General features: G+C 43.5%; 2 protein-coding genes (1 of these 2 cut by a window edge). Both read right to left on the bottom strand.

The features are described 5' to 3' along the window. Positions 1 to 25 precede the first annotated feature (25 nt). A complete protein-coding gene (locus tag BFP71_RS00580; protein WP_069833517.1) occupies positions 26 to 946 on the bottom strand; it encodes a PorP/SprF family type IX secretion system membrane protein in 921 nt (306 codons plus the stop codon). Positions 947 to 958: 12 nt separating this feature from the next. Further along, positions 959 to 26127: the 3' portion of an FG-GAP-like repeat-containing protein gene (locus BFP71_RS00575; RefSeq protein WP_069833516.1), read on the bottom strand. The gene runs 16942 nt beyond the window's last position; the window shows 25169 of its 42111 coding nt (coding positions 16943-42111); its start codon lies beyond the right edge, outside the window — the gene reads right to left on this strand; the stop codon is at positions 959 to 961.

The following is a 26127-nucleotide window of genomic DNA, read 5'->3' as shown; positions in this document are numbered from 1 at the left end:
ATTTTAAGTATCTATTATGCATTTCTTAAAAATATCTTGGTGAAATAATTTTTTTCTTTCCGAAAACAAATGTGTAGGTAAGCATGATCTCATGAGAACCGGCATTTACTCGTCTCAAATCAGTGGTAGTGGCAAAATCATATGAATAGCCGAACTGAAACTGTTTGGTGATTTGTACCTGAAATAGTGCATCAAAGGAATCGAAAGAACGGTATGATAAACCCGCCCAGATAATATCCTTGATTAGGAAATTAGCATTCACGTCAAACTCGACAGGAGCATTTTCCACATACTTCACTAACAAATTAGGCTTGAATTTTAAGTCACTTGATATGTCAAAAACATAACCTGCATACCCGAAATAGTGCCTTTCTAGTCTGGAGTCCGAATCGCTGTTGTTTACATCTAACTTACTTCTTACTAATTGAGGCACTGAAACACCTGCAAAGAATCGGTTAGTGTTAAAATATAGTCCAGCACCAAAATTAGGTCTGTTGATGTTTACATCACCATTGGCAAAAACAGGGTCTACACTGCTAATTCTACTAAATCTCGAGATATAGTTACTAATTCCACCTTGTAAGCCAAAGGCCAACCTAGCCGATCCGCTAAACCTAATTCTGTAGGCAAAAGCCAAGTAGGCTGTGGTTTGATCAGTTACCCCAATCTTATCATGGATTAGCAGGGCACCAAGGTTGGCACTTCCACTAGCATTAATCGGGGAGTGAATACTGAATGTTTGACTCGCTGGCGCTCCTTCGAGCCCCACCCATTGTTCACGGGCTAAAAAGGTAGCCGTGATATTATCATGGCTACCCGCATAGGCAGGGTTAATTGCCAGTCCATTAAACATGTATTGTGTAAACATGACCTGTTGCTGGGCAAGTCCAACTTGTCCAAAGATCATCAAAACCAAAGCGAATGTTATGTTTCTTAAAAACTTCATGATCAGTTCCTATTATCGTTTGATGATTACAAATCCACTTAGTGGTTTGCTGCCATTTTTCAAATCTACTACATAGAAGTAAGTACCGTCTGGTAACCTTTCTCCATCTCTATTCACAAACAATCCGACTATGGCATCGCCATTCCACGCTTTGCTTGTATTGTTATATCCATCTGCCTCCCAAACTAGGTTACCCCATCGGTTGAAGATTTTCACATTGTTGTTCGGGAATTTATCTATTCCTTCAATAAACCATGTTTCTTCACCCATTCCATCATTATTAGGGGAGATACCACTACCTGGCCTTACATCTGTGTTTTCAAGGACAGTAATTGTTACTACCGCCTGATCACACTTCACTGGGATGCCGTCATCACATACTTCATATGTAAATGACACTACACCGAAGAAGTCAGGGTTTGGAGTATAGCTGTATGTACCATCTGGGTTAAAGGTTAGCGTTCCTCTTTCACCTGCACTACCAGAACTCACTAAAGTATATGTCAAATTATCACCATCTTCTTCAGTGTCATTGAAGGTAACAGTTCCATTCACAATACTTGTATTCTGAGGTATAGTCACTGCATCGTTTTCTGCAATTGGCGGATTGTTGAACGAAAGCTCTACCGTACTGATATTATTATTTTCATCAGGATCCACTTCGGTTGCCGTTACAGAAACCGTATTAGTGTGCTCACCATCATCCAGCACGTCTACCAAAATGGTGAGTGTCTCGGTCTGATCGATTACCAGTATACCAATATTCCATGTTCCAGCTACTTCATCATAAGCACCTAAAGTGGCCGATGAACTAACAAAACTGTATCCTGTAGGAATTACCTCGGTCAGTACTACGTTAGTGGCTGGGTTCGGGCCAGAGTTGCTCACCACGATAGTAAATGTTACTTGATCACCACTACTCGGATCATCGTTACTCACCGTTTTGACCACTGATAAGTCTGCCCTTGGTAGCGTGATTCTACGTTGTGCCTTATTGTTGGTCAAGTCAGGATCAAATTGATCAGCCTTCGTAATGGCCGCTTCATTTAAGTAGTCACCAGCTGCATTTACGGTCACCGTTATTCCCAATGTTGCAGTAGCGTCAACCGCCAATGCTGGGATACTCCAAATGCCATTGTTAGCATTGTAGGTTCCTGTACCTGCGGCAATACTCACAACTGTATAGCCACTTGGAACAACTTCTAGGACTTCAATATTTGTTGCATCATTCGGTCCGTTATTCGCTACTGTGACGAAGAAAGTGATCTGCTCATTGAGCTCTGGTCTAGAATTACTAACCGTTTTCTCAATCTGTAGATCGGCAATGTCTGGCAATACTTTTGCAAATGCTTCATCATTGGCGCTATTCAAGTCAGTTTGATCGATAGACTGAATACTGGCAATGTTCAAGTAGCTACCTGTAGGTAGAACTTCAGCTCTAACTTCTAGAGTGGCTACTTCGCCAAGTCTCAAAGTATCTACTTTCCAACTACCCAATTCAGGATCAAACTCGCCGATAGCGGTGAATCCAATGAATCTATAACCATCTGGTAGCACATCGCTAGCAATTATGTTGGTGGCTGTTTCAGGTCCTGCATTTGACATGACAATACTGAAAGTCACTTGATCACCAATCAGTGGATTTATGTTACTCACTGCTTTGGTTAAACCAACATCTGCCTGTTTGATTGATGTGAAGGCCGATGATAGATCGTTATTTGGATTTACATCAAACTGATCTACTGATACGAGTCGTGCCGTATTGGTGTAGCTTCCTTCACCATTTACTGTAACTCTAACTAGTAAGAAAGCACTACTACCCTCGATGAGTTGATCAATCGTCCAATCTCCTGTTTCAGCGTTATAAGAGCCAATACTTGCAAACGCATCTACGAAAGTGTATCCAGTTGGTAGCACATCGGAGATCAGTATGTTCGAAGCACCGTCTTGTCCGATGTTTCTCACCAGAATACTGAAGTTCACTTCATCACCGATATTCGCCTCGTCGTTATCGATCGTTTTCGTAACGGCTATATCAACAGTCGGTGGATTAACTTCAACTTCACTTTCATCGTTATCCGCATTTGTGTCCTTCTGATCCAGACTACTAATCGTAGCCGTGTTGTCATAATTACCTTCGACAAGGACTTTAGCTACGATTTGTAGGTTTAATGTCTGGCCATTGTTTATACCGTCAAGTAACCATGCCGATTGTCCAGCATCATAAGCACCAGCATCCGCTGTTGTGCTGACTAACTCGTAGCCTGATGGTAGCTGATCGGTCACTGTGATGTTGGTGGCATCATCAGGTCCGTTGTTAGTAAGTGCTATCGTGAACGTTACTTCATCACCAATATTTGGTGTTGCTGTACTCACGGTTTTCACTACACCCAAGTCAGCCGAACGAGGAGATATACTTGAAGTAGAAGAGTTGTTCGCTGTGTTTGGATCAAACTCATCGACATCGTTAATACTCACCGTATTCGACAGACTACCCTCAGCTTTAGTTTGAACGGTTACTGTTAAAGTAGCTCTCTCGTTAAGCGCCATCGCGTTGATTGTCCAAAGTCCAGTACTTGGATCGAAATCTCCTTTAGTTGCTTCAGTTCCAATAAGGACGAAACCATTAGGGATTCTTTCATTGATCTCAATGTTGTTAGCTTGGTCAGGTCCATTATTAGTGAGGGTGATTGTAAAGTTCACTTCTTCACCAATATCTGCTCTGGTTATGTCAGAGGACTTAGTTAAGGCTAGGTCTGCAGAAGGGAAGACCACTTCAGCTGATGCTTCATCATTGCTACTATCTGGATCAACTTGATCACTATTGCTAATACTCGCCGTATTCACAATGTCACCAGTTGAAAGCACTTCGGCTTGAACAGTCAGTGTTACTGTATCGTTGGCTGCCAATGTACCGATTGTCCAAACTCCAGTAGAAGCCACATAGGTTCCTGACTCAGGTGTTGCTATTTCAAGCTCATAACCGTCAGGAATTAAGTCTATGACTTCTAGACTTGTAGCGGCATCTGGTCCTTCATTAAATACATCCACCGTGAAGATGACACTTTGTCCAACATTCGCTGTTGCATTGTTTACTGTTTTAAGGATGCCTACATCAGCAGTTTGAACAACTACACTTTGCTGAGAAGTATTATTTGTCTCATCTGGATCAAACTGGTCAGATCCGCTAATCGTTGCTATGTTAGTATGATCTCCGGTGGCTTGTGCTTCAGTGATGAAGTTAATCACTGCACTTCCTCCATTGGCAAGGTCACCAACAGCCCATAATCCTGTTGCAGAATCGTAGCTTCCTTGACTTGTCGTGGTACTCGTCACAACAAATCCGTCAGGTACATTATCCAATACCTCTACATTAGTAGCTGGTGAAGGACCGTTGTTCGTCACGGTAACTGTAAATACTACTTGCTCATTAATAATAGGCGTAGGTTGGTTGACAATCTTATCAATCTGAAGGTCAGATTTTAATGCCGTCACACCTTCGCTCGCGCTGTTATTAGAATCGTCTGGATCTTCCTGATCTGCTGAAGTAACCGTCGCCGTGTTCGTGAATTCACCCGACTCTAGTACGGTGGCAGTTACAGAGAGCACTGCGTCTTCATTGACAGCGATCGCCCCAACACTCCAAATTCCTGTACTTGTATTGTAGGTTCCATGCGAAGCACTGGCACTCACTAGCGTATATCCAGAAGGTAGCTCGTCAAGGGCCGTTACATTAGTCGCAGCATCTGGACCTGCATTTGAAAGTGTTACAGTAAATATCACATTCTCACCAACATTAGCATCCGTATTGCTAACAGCCTTCGCCATACTGAGATCAGCATTTTGAGCCACAATACTTGCACTGGCTGTGTTATCACCTAAGTTAGGATCAAACTGATCAGAGTTTGTGATTTGAGCTGTATTGGTAAAGTCTCCACTTGCATTGACCGTTGCCGTCATGGTAAATGTGGCTGACGAACCATTTGGTAACGTGCCGATATCCCATAGACCAGTAGAACTGTTGTAGTTTCCTTGGCTTTCCGTTGTAGAGACGAGGGTATAACCGTTAGGCAATACATCGGTCACTTCTACATTAGTGGCATCCGCTGGGTCTGGGCCATTGTTAGTCACTAACACAGTAAATGTCACTTGATCACCAACGTTTGGATTGTTAGCATTCACTGCTTTCGAAATACTCAAGTCTGATCTTGGCGGTACCACTTCAATTGATGCCGAATTATTTGTTTTATCATCATCAACTTGATCTGCATTTACCACTGCCGCAACGTTATTATAATCACCAAGTGATAATACTGTACCCGTTACAGACAGGGAAGTAGAAGCTCCATTTGCTAAGTTACCAATGGTCCATACACCGGTAGTGCTATTATAAGTACCAGTCGCGGCGCTTTCATTTACCAGTGTAAATCCACTTGGTAATAAGTCATTTACGACTAGGCTAGAGGCATCATCCGGGCCAGCATTGCTAACAATCACGGTGAAAGTCACATTGTCACCGACATTTGCCACAGCATCATCTACGACTTTAGTCACACCGATATCTGCTCGCTGTATAGTGACAGGTCTATCGGCGGTGTTGTTGGTTAAATCAGTATCAAACTGGTCTAGGTCTATAATTGAAGCTGTATTATCATGAACACCAGTTTCGCTAGTTCTTACCCTTAAAGTCAGTACCGCATTTCCACCACTCACAAGGTCACCTACCGTGAAGATTCCAGTCTCCCTATCGAATGATGTTCCTGGTGTCACGTTATTACTCACGAGGGTATATCCATTCGGTAAGATGTCTTCCACAACAACTCCACTTGCTCTTGCTGGACCATTATTTGAAACTGTGATCGTAAAGACAATTTCCTCATTAATGATCGGCGTTGCATTATCTACCACTTTGGTAATGACTAAGTCAACCAATTGCGGTGGTGCCGATGTAGTGGAGGTATTGTTCGCACTATTTGGATCAAATTGATCTACTGCGTTCACTGCAGCAGTGTTATCATAATCCCCAGTATTTAGCACTTGTGCTCTTACCACTAGACTTTCGCTGCCACCGCCATTTAGCGTGCCGATCGCCCAAATACCTGTGGTTTCATTGTATGTGCCTACACTTGGGTTAGCACTCACGAAATCGTATCCGCTAGGTAGTAGATCCAGGATTTCAAGGTTAGTTGCTGCATTTGGTCCAGCGTTGGCAACGTTAATAGTAAAATCGACATTGTCTCCAACATTTGGCTCAGCATCATCCACTGACTTGACTACTGATACATCAGCACCTTGTAGTGTTACACCTGCAGATGCACTGTTGTTGTTCAAGTTTGGATCGAACTGATCCGCATTTCCAATAGCTGCAGTCGCAGTATAGTCACCCGATGCATTGACAGTAGCAACAATTGTAATTACATCCAGTGAACCAGACCCTTGGTCTCCAATCGTCCAAATTCCTGTTGTAGGATCATAACTTCCCTTGCTTGGATTAGAACTCACGAACGTAAATCCAGAAGGTAGTAAGCTTTCCAATGTAATTCCTGTACCGTCTTCAGGTCCATTGTTCTGAACCGTAAAGGTGAAGGTTACCTCATCACCAGCGTTTGGATTGTTATTATCCACTGATGCCATCACTTCAAGATCCACTTGCGGAGGTGATACATTCGCATCAGATTCATTATTCGCAAGATCTGGATCAAATTGGTCAACCGAAGATACCGTTGCCACATTGTTGTAGTCACCAGTACTTTTCACGGTCGCCGTGATCGTTAAGGTCGCTCGACCACCATCGTCTAAATTACCGACTGCCCAAACTCCAGATGTACTAGTGTAAGTGCCAACCGTTGGTACAGCGCTAACTAGATCATATCCATTTGGTAACTGATCTGTAATGTTTAGTCCAGTCGCTTGATCTGGTCCATCATTATCTACAGTAATTGTAAAGACTACATTATCGCCAACATTCGGGAAGGCTATGTCAACCACTTTCGAGATACTAATGTCAGAAGTTGATACATCCGAACCAGCTGAAGCCTCATTATTGGTTAGGTCTGGATCGAATTGATCAGCAAATTCTATCGTTGCCGTGTTCTGTAGATTTTCATTAGATATCACAGTGGCTCTAATGTTAAGTACTGCATTAGCAGAAGCTACAAGGTCGCCAATTGCCCATAGGCCAGTGGTTTCGTCGTATGTTCCTACACTTGCAGAACTGTTCACTAGTTCGTATCCAGCAGGTAGTGCATCCGCAGCTTGAACATTGGTTGCTGCATCTGGTCCATTATTGCTTACGGTTACTGTAAAGAATACATCATCACCGACACTAGGGTTAGAAATGTCAACCACCTTAGTAATACTTAGATCGACAATTTGAGGGTCGACTGTTACAGAACTGATGTTCGAAGTAATGTCTGCATCCACCTGATCTAGGTTCGAAATCGTAGCCGTATTGATAAAGTCGCCGGTTGATCTTACAGTTGCTTTTATATCCAAGGTTACAATACCATCAACAGCTATGGAGCCTATGTCCCAAACACCAGTAGTACCATTATAACTTCCTGTTGTACTTGTTCCTTCTACAAAGAAGAAACCATTCGGTATCGCATCACTTACCCTAACACTTGTTGCAGGATCTGGACCGTCGTTTCGGACCTGAATAGTGAAGGTAATCTCGTCACCGACATTAGGAACATCATCATTGACTGTCTTAGTAATGATTAGGTCTGACGTTTGTAGTCCTACACTTACCGATGCCAGATTGTTTCCTTCGTCTGGATCGAACTGTTCCGCACCTGTCACTTCGGCCACATTGGTAAAGATTCCTGTTGTTTTCACAGTAGCATTAATGGTCAGGGTTGCAGCGGCATCTTTGACTAGTGATCCTACGCTCCAAAGACCAGTCGTCGGATCATAAGTACCTTGACTTGACGCTGGAGTGCCAACCAAATCATAACCATTTGGTAGTTTATCAACCACCTCTATTCCAGTACCCGTTGCGCTATTTGGACCTATGTTGGTTACTGTTACAGTAAACACAACCGGATCACCCGCATTAGCATTACTATTATCAACTGTTTTAGCAATAGCTATATCTACTTTCGGCGAAGTAACGGTGACAGCGGCACGGTTATTTGCATCATTACTATCCACTTGATCTAGTAATGAAATAGCCGCAACATTTTCGAATTCACCGTTTAATAGCACTCTGGCTTGGACGTTGAATTGGACAGAATTTCCATTGGTTAACGATCCAATGATCCACTCTCCGGTGTTTTCATTGTACACTCCGTTTCCATTAGTATTGGTGCTAATTACAGTGTAGCCAGATGGAATCTGGTTCAATACTCTGACCCCAGTAGCATCGTCTGCACCATTGTTAGTTACGGTGACTACAAAGTTTACGAATTCGCCCACATTGGCAGTCGAATTGTCGACGGTAATACCAACGCCGAGATCAGCTTGTTGTAGCGTTATATCTTGCGAAGCAATATCATTAGTAGCATTCTCATCTAGTTGATCAACTTCGATGATACTAGCAATGTTGTTATAAGCCGTAGAGCTTGTCACCGTGGCAATCACGCTTAAAGTTGCCGATCCAGAAGTTGGAATTGTTCCAATACCCCAGATACCTGTCACTGCATTGTATCCGCCCTGGCTAACAGCACTACTGACTATTTCATAACCTGCTGGTACAAGGTCATCAACTACCACACTAGTAGCCTCGTCAGGTCCATTGTTAGTCACTGTCATTGTGAAAGTCACACGATCTCCAATGTTTGGATTATCGTTGTCGACGACTTTCGTTATGCCCACATCCGCCTTCTGCAATACGATGGATTGACTACTTGTATTATTCGTTACATCAGGATCAAACTGATCCGATGCCGTCACATTGGCTATGTTATTGAAGTTTCCTGAAGCGTTTACGCTCACACTCATTACCAATACAGCACTACTTCCGTCGCCTAGTGTACCTAAACTCCAAGTTCTAGTATTCGGGTCAAAAGTACCTTGTGAGGCAAATGCGCTTTCGAGGTTATAACCACTCGGTAATTGATCTTCTATTTCTACACCCGAAGCTGCATCAGGTCCAATGTTAAAGGCAGTTACCAAGAAGGTAATGACATCACCTGGATTTGGATTCGCGTTATCGACAGTTTTGCTGATTGTGACATCCGCACGCTGTGGTCTTGGTGTCGAGCTTGCGCTATTATTCGTAACGTCAGGATCAAATTGATCGACATTCAATAGCGAAGCAATGTTCTGGTAGTCGCCATCAGATTTCACCGTTGCTGTCAATTCTAAAGTAGCTGATGATCCATTGACGAGGTCATCTACTGTCCAAACACCATTAATATTATTGAATCCGCCTTGACTTGGGTTCGCTGAAATGAAGGTATATCCATTTGGCAATTGATCCTCAAGGGTAATTCCTGTAGCAGCATCTGGGCCGTCGTTGGTTACGGTAATGGTAAAGATTACGTTATCGCCAACATTAGGTCCACCATTGTCGACCGCTTTTTCTACAATGATGTCAGTCTGAGTAGGGAAGATGGTTACGTCGGCTGCATCATTCTCCTCAACTTCATCATGTTCGATCAGGTCTGTAACTATTGAGCTGTTATCATAAGACCCATTCGCCAGTACTTTCGCCGTAATGGTGATAGTCTCCGTATCTCCGTTAGGGATATTTCCGATAGCCCAAACGCCACTGCTCGCTGTATACGCACCTTGACTTGGATTATCCGAAACGAATTCCAAACCATCAGGTAGGAGGTAAGTAATCTCAACATTGGTTGCATCACTTGGGCCGTTATTGACGACTGTCACAGTCACCTCTACTTCGTCACCAACATTTGGTCTAGATATATTGACTTCTTTTTGTAAGCCAATATCAGCTCGAGGTGAGTTCACAAATGTACTTGCCGTATTATTGGTATCGTCAGGATCGTTTTGATCTAGTTCAGATACTGTTGCGGTATTACCGTAATCTCCAGTCGCCTGAACTATTCCTACTACTTCTAGCGTAATGTTAGAGTTGCTTGCTATGCTTCCTGCTTCCCAGATTCCAGTAAACCTATCGTATGTGCCTTGTGAAACTGTCGAATTTACAAACTCATATCCTGAAGGCAGTCTATCGGTAACCTCTACATTAGTTGCTGCATCAGGGCCACTGTTCGCAATAGTGACTGTAAATACTACGCTTTCGCCAACATTAGCCGCGGCATTATCTACCACTTTTGTTACGATTAGGTCTGACATCTGAACAGTTGCGCCTTGGCTAACACTGTTGTTAGAAGCATCAGGATCGTATTGATCAACTGCATTAATATTTGCCACATTCAAGTGAGAGCCTGTGGCTAATACTGTCGCCCTCAATGTAAGTACCGCACTTGAGCTATTGACTAAATTACCTACCGTCCAAATTCCAGTATTGGCGTTATAACTACCAGTACTTGTGGTGGAGGCTGCAAAACTGAATCCACTTGGTAGTCTATCACTTACTTCTACATTCGTAGCAGCATCAGGTCCATTATTCGTAACGGTAATGGTATAAACAACCTGTTCTCCAGGAATTGGAGTAGTATTATCAATCACTTTAGTGATACTCAAGTCTGCTCGTTGAGGAGTTACATCAACTGTTTGTGTATTGTTGATTGGCTGTGGATCGTTTTGATCACTGCTCGAAATAGTAGCCGTATTATTGTAGCCTCCCGTTACTCTTACCGCAGCAACTATTTCTAAGGTAGCCGTCGCACTATTATTTATGACACCTGCCGACCAAATACCATTTGTTGCATTGTAAGTTCCAAATGAAGTTACTGCGTTGACAAAGTCATATCCGCTAGGCAGTACATCAGTGATTTCCACATTTGTAGCTGCATCTGGTCCGTCATTGCTCACAGATAAAGTAAATGTTACTTCCTCACCAATATTTGGTGTTGCATTGCTGACTGTTTTAGTAATGCCTAAATCGGCAGATTGCGCTACAATACTGGCACTGGCTGTATTGTTTCCTGCATTAGGATCAAATTCAGTAGCAGCAGTAATGCTGGCGGTATTCGTGAAATCGCCAGCAGCACCAACTGTGGCCGTTATGGTCAAAGTTGCGCTTGCATCTTTTGCTAATGATCCGACTTCCCAAATACCACTACTCGCAGTATATGTTCCAATACTTGGTGTTGCTGTACCTAAAGCATAACCAGATGGCAACTGATCAGTCACTTCTATTCCAGTGGCATTGGCGGTGCTTGGTCCATTGTTCGTTAAGGTAACAGTGAAGGTTACCAAATCACCCACGTTTGGATCAGTAGCGTCTACTACTTTTTCGAGTACTAAATCAGCTCTTGGTGGATTTACCGTAGCGGTAGCCGCATCATTAGTATCGTTAGGATCATTCTGATCTAGGGCACTAACTGCAGCTGTATTCGCATAGTCACCAGCAGCTTTTACCGTGGCAACAACCGTTAATGTTGCAGTTGCCACATTATCAAGCGAGCCGATATTCCATAGTCCAGAACCATTGTTGTAAGCACCTTTTGTGGTAATCGCACTTACTAAATCGTAACCCGATGGGATAACGTCTTCAAGGGCGAGTCCGGTTGCTTCATTTGGACCATTATTGCTCGCAATAATTGTGAAAGTCACTTCATCACCAACATTGGCCATTGTATTACTGACCGTTTTCGCGATGCTGATATCTGAAGTCTGAAGTGTTACACTTGCACTTGCAGTATTATCTGTGTTATCAGTATCAAATACATCAGAGGCAGTTACCGTTGCCGTGTTTGTGAAAATTCCTGCTGACTGTACAGTCGCTCTGATTGTGAGTGTGGCAGAGGCATTACTTCCTAAACTACTGAGTGACCAAATACCAGTTGAGCTTACATAGCTACCAACTGAAGCAGTAGCGTTAACTATGCTATAGCCGTCAGGGACCTGATCGGTCACTTCTATGTTAGTAGCATCATTTGGTCCTTCGTTCAATAGGGTTACTGTGAAGATGACATCTTCTCCAGGAACTGGCGAACTGTTGTCTACGGTTTTAGAAATGTTCAAGTCTGCAAACTGTGCAGTAACATTAACCGTTGCATCGTCATTGTCAGTATCTGGGTCGTCTTGATCGGCAGCAGTTATACTAGCAGTATTGTCGTAATCTCCAGTTGATTTAACTTTCGCGACTAGATCAATAGTGGCAGTGTTTCCGTTTCCAATCGATCCAATTGTCCAAAGACCTGAGTTATTATTGTAGCTACCGAAAGCTGTATTTGCTTCTACAAATTCATATCCAGAAGGTAATTGATCCGTTACTACAACTCCTGTAGCAGCGTCTGGGCCATTATTAGCCACGCTAATCGTGAAGGTCACGTTTTCATTTACGTTCGGTGTTGCATCGCTAATTACCTTAGACAGGGCTAGGTCTGCTGACTGTGCCACGATACTCGCGCTAGCCGTGTTATCACCTTCATTCGGATCGAAAACATCTGATGCAGTTACGCTAGCCGTGTTAGTAAAGTCACCATTTTCTCTAACGGTTGCCTCAATAACTAATATTACTTGCTCATCTTTAGCCAATTCTCCGACAGTCCATTTTCCATTCACATTATTATAGGATGTTCCTGGAGTAGTTGTTGCGTTTGTTAGCGCATAACCAGACGGCAATTGATCAGTTACTTCTATTCCTGTTGCAGGTGTAGTACTTGGTCCGTTATTGGTCAAAGTAACTGTGAATGTTACTTGATCTCCAACATTCGGATTGTTGGCGTCTACTACTTTAGTAAGGTTCAGATCGGCACGTGGAGGGTTTACACTTTCAGTGGCTGAATCGTTATTTGACGTTGGGTCAACTTGATCCAGTGCTGTAACTGAAGCCGTATTTTCAAAGTCGCCTGAAGACAATACAGTCGCAGTTACTTCAAGTCGTGCTTCGCTCGCATTATTCAGGGTTCCAATTTCCCATTCTCCTGTTGCGCTCGTAAAGGTTCCTTGGGTAGATGTAGCACTAACAAATGTATATCCTGACGGTAGTTGATCTGTGATGCTCAATCTTGTTGCTGTGTTTGGTCCAGCATTCGACGCAGTGATTGTAAACGTTACATTTTCGCCCACATTTGCCGTGGCATTGTCAACTGATTTAGTCAAGCTGATGTCAGCAGTTTGAACCGTAACTGCCGCGTCGGCAGTATTATTTGAGTTATCAAGATCAAACTGATCCGCAGCAGTGATCGTAGCAGTATTTGTAAAATCTCCACTTGCTTGAACTGTTGCCCTTATAGTCAATACAGCACTTCCCGAGTTACCGATGCTAGATACTGCCCAAACGCCACTGTTGCTATCATAAGTACCGATAGAGGCGTTACTACTTACTAGTGAATATCCACTTGGAAGTAGGTCAGTTATGGCAATGTTGGTCGCTGTATTTGGTCCATTGTTGGCGACAGTAATCGTAAAGATTACATCATCTCCAGGTACTGGTGAACTATCGTCAACTGTTTTGGTAATATTCAAATCAGCAAACTGGGCGACAACTTCTACTGTTGACGAGTTATTAGCATCTTCAGGATCATCTTGATCAGCCCCTGTGATGGTGGCTGTATTGTCATGATCTACAGTTTGGTTGACCGTAGCTACTATGGTCAATGTCGCCGTTTGCGCATTAGCAATTGATCCAACAGACCAGATGCCAGTATTCTCAGCATAAGTACCAAAGTTGGTCACTGCAGAAACAAAGTCATATCCACTTGGAATCTGATCAGTTACCTGAACATTTGTCGCAGGATCTGGTCCGAGGTTATTGAGATTAATAGTGAAAGTGATATTGTCACCAATGTTTGGCATTTCATCACTTACCGCTTTAATCACTTCGAGGTCGGAAGCTTGGGCAAGAATACTCGCACTAGCTGTGTTATCTCCCTCGTTCGGATCGAAAACGTCATTTGCAGAAATTCTAGCCGTGTTCGTAAAATCACCAGTTTCGTTCACTGTAGCTGTCATGGTCAACGTGGCTTGTGCCGCATTGGCTAGGGAGCCTACTGTCCAGATTCCTGAATTACGGTCATAAGTTCCTACCGAAGCAGTAGGGGTTACCAAAGTATATCCGGATGGTACTACATCAGTCACTTCAATACCTGTCGCATCTGACGTACTTGGTCCATTATTCACAAGTGTTACGGTAAACGTTATTAGTTCACCGACATTCGGATTGGTATTATCCACAGTTTTGGTGATCGCTAAATCTGCACGCGGTGGTGTCACCGTTGCACTAGCCGTATCATTTCCACTGGTTGGATCAATTTGATCTAGACTATTCACTAAGGCAGTGTTTTCGTATTCACCAGTTGATAGCACGCTAGCCGTCATGGTGAGGGTAACTGCGTCACCATTCGCCAATTGACCGATTGTCCAGATGCCTGTAGCAGAAACATAGTTGCCAGCACTTGGGTTGGCAGATAACAAGTTGTAGCCTGTTGGTAATTCGTCTAGTATTGAAAGACCAGTAGCTCTGTCAGCACCATCATTGGTTACGGTCACTGTAAATGTGACGGTTTCACCGACATTGGCATCATCGTCATCTACAGTCTTAGTGATATTAATATCAGCAGATTGTAGTGTGACTGCACTGCTCGCGGTATTATTCGAATTATCGTTATCAAATTGATCTACAGCAGTAATGCTCGCGGTATTGGTAAAATCTCCACTTGCCTGAACTGTGGTCCTAATTGTTAGGGTAGCAGTGGCACTGTTTGCCAGACTGTTTATGGTCCATGCTCCAGTATTGGTATCGAAATTTCCTTGCGATGCCACGGCACTCACCAGACTAAATCCACTAGGTATTTGGTCGGTGACCGTAATGTTAGTCGCCGCATCTGGTCCAGCATTCGATAGATTTATGGTAAAGATTACGTCATCACCTGGTACCGGATTGTTATTATCTACTGCTTTTGTAATACTCAAATCAGCGATCATTGGGTCGACTGTAACTGAAGCAGTGTTATTCGTATTATCAGTATCATTCTGGTCTGCGGCAGTGATAGTTGCGGTATTCACAAAATCACCAGTCGATAGGGTTGTCGCCCTGACTTCTAGTGTAGCTACTCCAGCATTATTTAGGCTCGAGAACATCCAAACGCCCGAAGTATTATCGTAAGAACCTCTTGAAGGCGTCGCGTTCACGAATGTAAATCCGCTAGGTAGTTGATCTGTGATAGATACGTTCGTTGCCGCATCAGGACCCGCGTTATTCACAGTAATTGTGAAGGCTACTTCATCACCTACATTAGGTGTTGCATCACTGACAACTTTCGTAATGCTAAGGTCTGAGTTTTGAATACCAGACGTTACCGTCGCAGTGTTATTGGCCGTTTCAGGATCGAACTCATTTACGCTAGTAATAGAAGCGGTATTGGCTCTGTCACCACTTGCATTCGCTGTGGCTAATACTTCTAATGTAGCCACACCGTTATTTGCTAAGTTTCCAACTGTCCAAATGCCAGTTGTAGAAACATAGCTTCCTTGACTTTCTGTGGCATTGACAAATGTAAATCCACTTGGCAGTTGATCGGTCAAAATGATATCCGTCGCCTGACTTGGTCCATCATTAGTCACCGTTACTGTAAAGGTTACATTGTCGCCCACGTTAGGACTAGCGTCATCAATTACTTTTGTAACTACAAGATCGGCGTTCGGTGGTGTTACGGTTGCTGTTGCGCTATCGTTCGTTAAGTCAGGATCGTTTTGATCTACTCGTTGAACACTAGCCACATTATCGAAATCGCCAGTTGCTTCTACTGTTGCTACAATGCTAATGGTCGCGTTAGCACTATTGTTAATCGTGCCGACCGTCCAAATTCCACTGATTTGGTTGTATGTTCCTTGACTTGCCGATGCGCTGACGAAGGTATACCCAGACGGTACTTTGTCGAGTATTTCTACGTTGGTAGCTGCATCTGGTCCCGCATTTGATGCTGTGATTGTGAAGGTTACATTTTCACCAACATTCGCGATGTTATTACTTACAATTTTGGTCACGCTTACATCGGCTACTTGAACAGTCGTGGTTGCCGATGCCGTGTCATTTGTATTATCAGTATCGAAAGTAGTGTTTCGTGATACGGTCGCAGTGTTTAAATAATCGCCCGCGGCATTTACAGTTGCTCTGATAATTAAGGTCTGAGTCGTACCACTACCAATACTTCCAACATTCCAAATACCAGTTGTATTATCATACGTTCCTTTAGTTCGTGTAGCATTTACGAAGGTATAACCACTAGGTAGCATATCGGTGATCTGAACTTCGCGTGCACTATTAGGTCCAGCATTTGCCGCAGTGACTGTAAACTCAACAGATTCACCAGGAATAGGAGTGGTGTTGCTTACCACTTTAGTGATGGATACATCAGACAGTAATGCCGTAATCGTAGTACTTGCTTGATTATTTGAGCTATCAAGGTCAGTTTGGTTGGCAGATACCACCGAGATAGTATTAGTATAATTACCTGTGCTTAGCACTTTTCCAACTACCGTTAAATTGGCTGTAGCACCGTTTGGTAATGCCCCAATATTCCATGTTCCTGTGGTCTCATTGTAAGTTCCAAAGTCTTGGTTTGCCGATACAAATTCGAATCCATCAGGAAGTACATTGTTGGCAATTACTCCTGTGGCAGCATCAGGCCCATTATTCGTCAATGTAATTTGGAAAGTGACTTCACCATTTACGTCTTGTGTCGTAACATCTGGCGTAATCGTCACCCCTAAATCAATCGCTTGAGAGTTAGTGCTCACCGTGGCTGTATTATTACCTAGGTTTGGGTCGAATTGATCAGAACCTGTGATTCTAGCGACGTTTGTTAAGTCGCCACTTGCATTCACCGTCGCGTTGATCGTAAGGGTAGCTGTACCACCATTCGTCACTGTGCCTACAGTCCAAAGTCCTGTAGAATTGTCATAGCTACCAGCTGCAGTATTGGCACTTGTGAAAGTGTATCCGCTCGGTAACACGTCAGTTACAACTACATTGGTAGCATCCGAAGTACTTGAAGCTTCGCTCGTTACCACAAGTGTGAATGTTACTTCTTCACCAACAGTCGGCGTATTGGTATTTACACCTTTCGTTATGGATAGGTCAGCTATTGGAGGAGTTACCGTCGCGCTAGCTGAGTCATTTGAATCGGTCGGATCAATCTGATCTAGTTCACCAACAGAAGCGATATTCACATTGTCATCCACCGAAGCCACAGTGGCTGTAATGGTCAGTGTCGCATTGGCACCGTTGGCAAGCGTTCCTACTGTCCAAATGCCCGTAGCATCGTCATAACTTCCAGTAGCGGTATTACTTGATACAAAGGTGTAGCCAGCCGGTAGATCATCGTTGATTTCAAGGTTGGTCGCCGCATCTGGTCCGGCATTGCTTGCCGTAACTGTGAAGACTACGTTCTGTCCAACATTTGCACTTGCATTATCGACAGTTTTGGTAATGCTAATATCTGAAGTTTGAACGGTGACACTTCTAGAAGCAGTATTATCAGATGTATCATTATCAAACTGGTCTGAGCTTGTGACAGAAGCTGTGTTGTTATAATCACCCGTTGCCAGCACTCTTGCTCTAATCGTTAGTGAAGCACTACCTGCATTAGCCAAGTTACCAACTGTCCATACACCTGTACTTGTCGTATAAGTTCCTTGTGAAGTAGAGAAGCTTACTAAGGTATAACCTGAAGGTAGTTGATCAGTGATTTCAATATTTGTTCCAGCACCTGTTCCTTCATTAAGGACCGTTACCGTAAAGATTACATCTTCACCTGGTATCGGGCTAGCGTTATCAACCGTTTTTGTCAAGTTTAAGTCAGCTACTTGAGGTACTACATTTGCAGTAGCCGTATTGTTACTAGCTGTACCATCGGCCTGATCGATTGTCGTTAACGTTGCAGTGTTGTTGTAATCACCTGTTGATTTAACGGTTACTGTTAGGTCTAATGTTACCGAAGTGTTGGCTGCAATTGCACCAACTGTCCAGATACCAGTTCCATTATCATAACTTCCATTTGCCGTGGTGGCTCCTACAAAGTCATAGCCACTCGGTAGCGCATCAGTTATTGTAACACCCGTCGCATTATCTGTACCTGTATGAGATGCCGTAATTGTAAACGTGATGTCATCCCCAATTTGAGGAGAAGCGTTATCAACGACTTTTTCAATCGCCACATCTGCATCTTGTTTGATTGTCGATGCGCTTGATGCATTATTATCAGTATCAGGATCGAACTGATCCGCAGCCGTGATCGTTGCAGTATTTTCAAAATCACCCGTCGCATTCACTGTAGCGGTTATGGCTAGCGTAGCGCTAGTATTACTACTCAAATTACCGATTGTCCAAACACCTGTTCCTGATACATAAGTACCTTGACTTGGTGTGTTGCCGGTAATGGTATAGCCACTTGGCAATTGATCCGTTACTACCACACCTGTTGCATCTTCAGTGCCGTCATTATTGGTCGCCGTGATAACAAATGTTATTTCATCGCCAGTATTAACACGTTCTTGATCTACAGTTTTATCTAGACTGATATCCACTCTAGGTGGCGTAACGGTCTCTGTATCTTGATCATTTGCGCTGTTATCGTCTACTTGATCTAAGCTACTGAGTGATGCTGTATTTCCATAATCACCAGATGCGTTGACGGTAGCTACCACCGTGAGGGTAGTAGATCCACCATTAGCTAAGTTTCCAACTGTCCAAACTCCTGTAGTCGCGTTGTAAGTTCCTGTAGCAGGGGACTGGCTTACCAAAGTATATCCAGAAGGTAAAAGGTTGTCAATGACAAGGTTAGTAGCATCGTCACCGCCATTATTGCTTATGGTTACGGTGAATGTTACATCTTCTCCAACGTTTGCGTTGGCATCGTCGACTGCTACGGTAACAGCAATGTCAGATTCTTGAAGTGTAAGACCTTGGCTTGCGCTATTATTACCGTTATCTGGGTCAAATTGATCTGCACCTTCAATGTTGGCTACGTTCGTAAAGTTGCCAGTTCTTTGTACGGTGCCAGTTAGTGTTAGGACTGCACTTGAACTACTCACTAAGTTGCCAACAGTCCAAATACCAGTGTTTTGATCGTATGTTCCAGTGCTGGCCGTGAAACTAGCGAATGCAATTCCACTTGGTAGTCTATCACTTACTTCTACTGAAGTAGCAGCATCAGGACCATCATTAGTCACTGTAATTGTGTAGACCACTGTTGCGCCTGGAATTGGGTTGTTGTTATTGAGCATTTTAGTAATGCTCAAATCTGCAATCTGTGCATCTACATTGGCGGTACTCGTATTATTACTTGTAGTTGGATCATCTTGGTCTGACCCCGTGATAGAGGCAGTGTTGTTGTATGCGCCTGTCGGTAAGACTTTAGCTCTTATGGTCAGTTCTGGAGTCTGTGTTGTAGTCACATTACCCACTGTCCATAGTCCCGTGGTTGCACTATAGTTACCAAATGCTGTGGTCGAACTTACGAATTGGTATCCGTTTGGTAGAATATCTGTGATTGCCACATTCGTTGCCAAATCAGGTCCAGCGTTAGAAAGGGATAATGTAAATGTTACTTCCTCATCTACATTAGGCGTAGCATTATCCACAACTTTCGTCAAGTTAAGATCGGCAGACTGTGTTACAATAGTGGCAGTAGCACTATTATTACCAGTATTAGGATCAAATTGATCTGCTTTTGTTACGGTTGCTGTATTAGCAAAGTCTCCTGTAGAAAGTACTGTTGCAGTGATCACTAAAGTAGCGTTTGCATCTTTTGCTAGGCTTCCTACCGTCCATAATCCAGTGCCGTTGTCATAAGTTCCAACACTTGGTGTTGCAGAACTGAAGGTATATCCAGAAGGCAATACATCAACTACTTCAATTCCTGAAGCAGAACCAGCTGTAGGGCCATTATTAGTCAATGTCACAGTGAATGTGATCAAGTCACCTACGTTTGGACTACTGTTACTTGCCGTCTTTTCAATGTCTAGATCCATTACAGGTGCAGTAACAGTCTCAGACGCACTGTCATCAGTATTATCTGGATCTTGCTGATCTAGGGTATTCACTGAAGCGGTATTGGTGAAATCTCCTGTGGAGAGTACCGTTGCCGTAATGGTCAAGGTAGCCGATGATGCGTTGCTGAGTGAACCGATAGTCCAAATACCAGCTCCACTATTATAGCTACCGGTTGAGGCAGTTGCATTTAAGAAGCTGTAGCCTGAAGGAATAGCCTCATTAATGCTCAAGTTCGTGGCATCGTCAGCACCTGTGTTCGAAACAGTTACTGTAAACGTTACATTTTCACCGACATTGGCGGTTGCATTGTCTACAGTTTTTGTGATTGCGATGTCAGATGTTTCTAATGTGACGAGGGCACTATCAGAATTATCAGCAGTATCATTATCAAATTGATCAGAGGCCGTTACGCTTGCCGTATTGGTATAATTTCCTGTTGCTAATACAGTAGCTCTTAAAGTGAGTGTAGCGGTACTTCCATTTGCAATGGTGTTCACTGTCCATAGCCCTGTAGAAGCCACATAGCTGCCTTGAGAAGTTACAGCGCTTACAAGGGTATACCCGTTAGGAAGTAAATCTGTCACTTGAACTCCGGTGGCCGTTCCTGTACCTTCATTTAAAACATTTACCGTAAAGATCACATCATCACCAGCATTTGGTGTAGCATTGTCTACAGATTTGGTAACGTTCAGATCGGCTACCATCGGTACTAACGTAATTGTACTTGAGTCGTCCGCATTATCAGGATCATCTTGATCTAGTGAAGTGACTGAAGCAGTATTGGCGTAAGAGCCTGTGGATAGTACAGTGGCTGTTACCTGAAGTGTTGCAGTTCCAGCGTTGTTCAACGTACCTATAGTCCAAACGCCAGTTCCAGATACGTAAGAACCTCTATCTGCGGTATGATTTGCATATGTAAAACCGCTTGGTAATAAATCCGTCACTACTAGGTTATCAGCAGCATCAGGACCAGCGTTATTTACTACCACTGTGAATACCACAGATTCTCCAATATTTGGCGTAAGGTTATCTACGGATTTAGCTACTGAAATATCTGAACTCTCAATAAATGCAGCGGCAGTTGCGGTATTATTGGCTGTGTTGGTGTCGAACTCTGCTACGGCAGAAACAGTTGCTGTGTTTGTTAAAGCACCTGATGCATTTAAGGTAGCAACAATCTCAAGCGACTTTGCAACATCTTTGGCAAGACTTCCAACGGTCCAGATTCCAGTACCATCATCATAAGTGCCTTGGTCGGCAGAAGCGCTAACAAATGTATAGCCAGCTGGAAGCTGGTCGGTTACATTAATGCCTGTAGCCGCATCAGGGCCATTGTTTTCTAAGAGGACTGTAAATGTTACTTGATCGCCAACATTCGCCCCTACAGGAGAGACTGATTTAGAAATAGCCAAATCGATATTCGCTGGGTCGACTGTTTCTGAGGCACTATCATTCGTTGAGGTACCATCGAATTGATCGAGCGATTGGACACTTGCTGTGTTAGTATAAGTTCCAGTAGAAAGAACAGTAGCAACAATGTCCAAGGTGGCATTTGCGCCACTATTCACTGCTCCCACGGCCCATACGCCTGTACCTGCAGTATATATCCCTTGGCTAGCATTAGCGCTTACAAAAGTATAACCTGAAGGTAGTTGGTCAAGAATATTTACGTCCGTGGCATTATTAGGGCCAGCATTACTTACGGTAACCGTAAATGTGGCGTTCTCCCCAACATTTGTAGTGCTATTATCAACCACTTTTGTAACACTCAAATCAGACTGTTGCAGCGTTACTGCTTCAGTAGCCGAATTATTGGCTGAATTGGTATCAAAAGTATTGTTTCTGCTTACTGTGGCAGTGTTCGTATAAGTACCTGCTGTGTTGACAGTAGCGGTGATTAATAAGGTTTCATTGGCCGATGCAGCAATGTTACCAATATCCCATAAACCGGAAGTATTAGTATAAGTACCCGCTGTTGGCGCACTACTCACAAAAGTATATCCTGAAGGAAGTACGTCGGTTACTTGAACACCTTGTGCTGTACTTGTTCCGTTATTTGTGGCTGTCACAGTAAATACAATCGTACCGTTTGGCAGTGGCGTACTGTTATTGACAGTTTTAGTTATCTCTACTTCTGATAGTAATGGGGCAGCGGCTGCGCTTGCAGAATCGTTGGCACCGTTAGCATCAGTTTCCGTTGAAGATGTAACTGAGGCGGTGTTAGTATAAACACCTGTTGCATTAATTGTGGTTCGGATCGTTAACGTAGCAGTTTCAGCATTCGCTAAACTTCCTACTGTCCAAACACCAGTTCCAGATACATAAGTACCATGTGATGTTGTACTTGATACAAATGTATATCCTGAAGGCAGTAAATCATTTGCTACTACATTCGTCGCAAGGTCTGGTCCATTGTTTAATAGAGAAACAGTGAATACGACACTTTCGCCTACGTCCTGAGTAGCGTTGTCCACAGTTTTGCTCATTTGTAAGTCGATAGACTGAACCGATGGACTCACAGATGATGTATTGTTGCCACCATTTGGATCGAATTGATCGGAAGCCGTAATACTAGCCACATTGGTGTAATCGACAACCGCAGTGACTGTTGCGTTAATCGTTAAGGTAGCAGAACCACCATTTGTGATCGTTCCTATATCCCATACACCTGTTCCAGAATTATAAGTTCCTTGACTAGGCGTATCACTATTGTAGGTATATCCTGCAGGCAAGAGGTCAGTTACTTCCACATTTGTAGCGTCGGCCGTACTTGAGGCACCACTCGTCACAGTAATGGTGAATACAACAGGGTCATTTAGTGTTGTGGTCACAACGTCAACTGTCTTAGTAATTCCAAGCTCCGCAATTGGCGGCGTCACCGTAGCCGATGCAGAATCATCAGTTCCATCAGGATCAAGTTGGTCAAGTGACTGTACTGAAGCTGTGTTTGTGTTGTTATCAACGTTGACAACCGTAGCAGTGATGTTCAACGTAGCCGTGACACCATTGGCCAATGAGCCAAGTGTCCAAAGACCCGTGGCATTACTGTAGCTTCCTGTCGCAGTACTACTCGAAACGAATGTAAACCCTGCTGGAAGTTGATCTTCAATGATCACGTTGGTCGCATCATTCGGTCCGTCGTTTCTCGCCGATATTGTGAACGTTACGTTCTGACCTACATTGGCTGTTGGTAAGTCAACTACTTTTGATAGGTTGATATCGGAGTTCTGAACAGTTACTGATTGACTGGCACTGTTATCAGTTCCATCACTATCAAATTGATCAGAAGAGGTAACCGAAGCCGTGTTATTGTAATCTCCACTTGATTTAACGGTTGCTCTTAATGTCAATGAAGCGCTTGCACCATTAGCTAACGTGCCAACTGTCCAAACTCCTGTATCCGATAAATAGCTTCCTTGAGAAGTCGATGCACTTACGAAAGTGTAGCCACTTGGCAATTGATCGGTAATGCTCACATTGGTTGCTTGCCCACCGCCTTGGTTCAATACAGTCACAGTAAAGATGACATCAGCCCCCGGGATAGGAGAAGCGTTATCCACCGATTTACTCATATTCAAATCCGCAAATTGGGTTACTACCACAGCAGTGGCAGAATCATTTCCAGCATTGCTATCAGCTTGATCTATTGTAGTCAAAGAAGCCGTATTGTCATAAGTTCCAGTTGAAAGTACTGTAGCTGTGATCGTTAACGTTGCCGAAGCATTTACTTCAATTGAGCCTACATTCCAAATGCCAGTGCCATTGTTGTAGTTGCCTTGTAGCGTGCTTGCACTCACAAAAGTATAGCCATTAGGTAGCGCATCAGTTATGGTTACTCCAGTTGCTGCATCATCTCCTGAGTGTGTCGCTGTAATTGTAAACGTTACTTGATCGCCAACCTGAGGTGCTGCATCATTCACAGTTTTGGCAATTGCTATATCGGCCGATTGCTTGGTTGTAGCAGCTGAAGCTGCATCATTTGTGGTATTTGTATCAAATTGATCAACCGCAGTAATCGTTGCCGTATTCGTGAAATCACCCGCTCCATTTACTGTTGCGTTGATTTCTAAGGTAGCTGTTGTGTTCTTAGCCAGACTACCTACTGTCCAAACTCCGGTTCCATCTACATAAGAACCTTGACTTGGTGTATCACTCGTGTAAGTATAACCCGATGGTAGTAGGTCAGTCACAGAAATTCCCGAAGCATCAGTTGTTGTGCTGTTGTTTTTGACAGATAATGTGAAGGTCACAGCATCACCTGTGTTCACTCGTTCTCTATCCACCACTTTTTCCATACTGATATCCACCCTTGGAGGCGTTACCGTACTAGTCGCCTGATCATTTGTTGGCGTATTATCTTGCTGATCGAGACTACCGACTGAAGCCGTATTTCCATAGTCGCCAGTGGATTGAACAGTACCTACTACAGTAAGTGTTGCGTTGGCACCGTTGCCCACAGTTCCTACCGTCCACACGCCAGTTCCAGAAACATAAGTTCCCTGACTAGTTGCTTGACTCACGAAAGCGTAGCCTGATGGTAATAAGTCGTTGATCACAAGATTCGTAGCAGCGTCTGGACCGGCATTTGCCGCTGTTATGGTAAAGGTTACATTTTCTCCCACATTCGCTGAGGCATTATCTACCACTTTTGAGATCGAAATATCAGCTTGTTGTAACGTATAAGTTTGACTCGCACTATTATTCGAAATGTCGGTATCGAATTGATCGGCACTTTCTATGTTCGCCACATTAATGCTATTACCAGAAGTCAAAACGGTTCCAGTTAGCGTCAATACTGCAGAAGAGCTATTGGCTAAGCTTCCAACTGTCCAAACTCCTGTTCCTGAATCGTAAGATCCAGTGCTTTCAGTTGATGAAACAAAGGTTAGTCCTGAAGGCAAGCGATCGCTCACAGAAACATTTGTTGCATCGTTCGGCCCATTATTAGTCACTGTTATAGTATAAGTGATTTGAGCACCTGGAATTGGTGTACTGTTGTTTTGAACTTTTGTAATGCTCAAGTCAGCCATTTGTGCCGATACAGGGGTGGTAGAAGTATTGTTTCCACCGTTAGGATCGTCTTGGTCTGAGCCAGTAATAGACGCTGTATTATCATAGTCACCCGTAGAAAGTACTTTCGCCACTATTGTCAAGACTGGAGTCTGGGTAGTAGAAACAGTTCCAATATCCCATAGCCCTGTGGAGGCGGTGTAAGTACCGAAAGTTGTGTTTGAAGAAACAAATGTGTAACCACTTGGTAAAAGGTCTGTTACGGCCACGTTCGTTGCTACATCAGGACCAGCGTTACCCATTGTAAGGGTGAAAGTGATTTCATCATCTACGTTCGGCGTGGCATTACTTACAGCTTTTGTCAAAGATAGGTCTGAAGACAACGCTACAATACTGGCAGTTGCGGTGTTGTTTCCTGCATCTGGATCAAATTGGTCTGCATTAGTGATAGTTGCCGTATTACTGAAATCACCAGAAGCAAGTACAGTGGCTGTGATAGTCAATGTTTCAGTTGCATCTTTTGCGATTGTACCCACCGTCCAAAGACCTGTGCCAGCTGTATAGGTACCCGTGCTTGGAGTTGACGTACCTAAGGTATAACCAGAAGGTAATAAGTCAGTAATTTGAACGCCTGTGGCCGAAGAAGTGCTAGGTCCATTGTTGGTAACACTGACTGTAAATGTGATTACATCACCGACATTTGGATTTGAATTGTTTACCACTTTAGTCAATTCCAGATCTGCTCTTGGCGGCGTGACCGCTGTTGTCGCAGCGTCATCAGCATTGTCAGGATCTAATTGATCGAGTGTTGTAACAGAAGCTGTATTTCCATAATCCCCAGTAGATAATACTGTGGCAGTGATGGTGAGTGTAGCAGAAGTAGCATCATTCAGTGTTCCGATATTCCATATGCCTGAAGCATTGTTGTAAGTACCAGTTGATGCTGAAGCGCTCACAAAAGTATATCCGCTAGGTAGTTCATCTGTAATGGTCAATCCTGTTGCATTGTCTGCACCGGTGTTGGCCGCTGTTACAGTAAAGACTACATTTTCACCAACATTGGCTGTTGGGTTGTCAACTGTTTTGGTGATGTTGATGTCAGCAGTTTGTAAGGTTACAGAAGCACTTGCAG

It is taken from the genome of Roseivirga misakiensis, assembly GCF_001747105.1.
In the GTDB taxonomy this organism is placed as follows: domain Bacteria; phylum Bacteroidota; class Bacteroidia; order Cytophagales; family Cyclobacteriaceae; genus Roseivirga; species Roseivirga misakiensis.
This window is presented reverse-complemented; position numbering and strand designations above follow the sequence as displayed.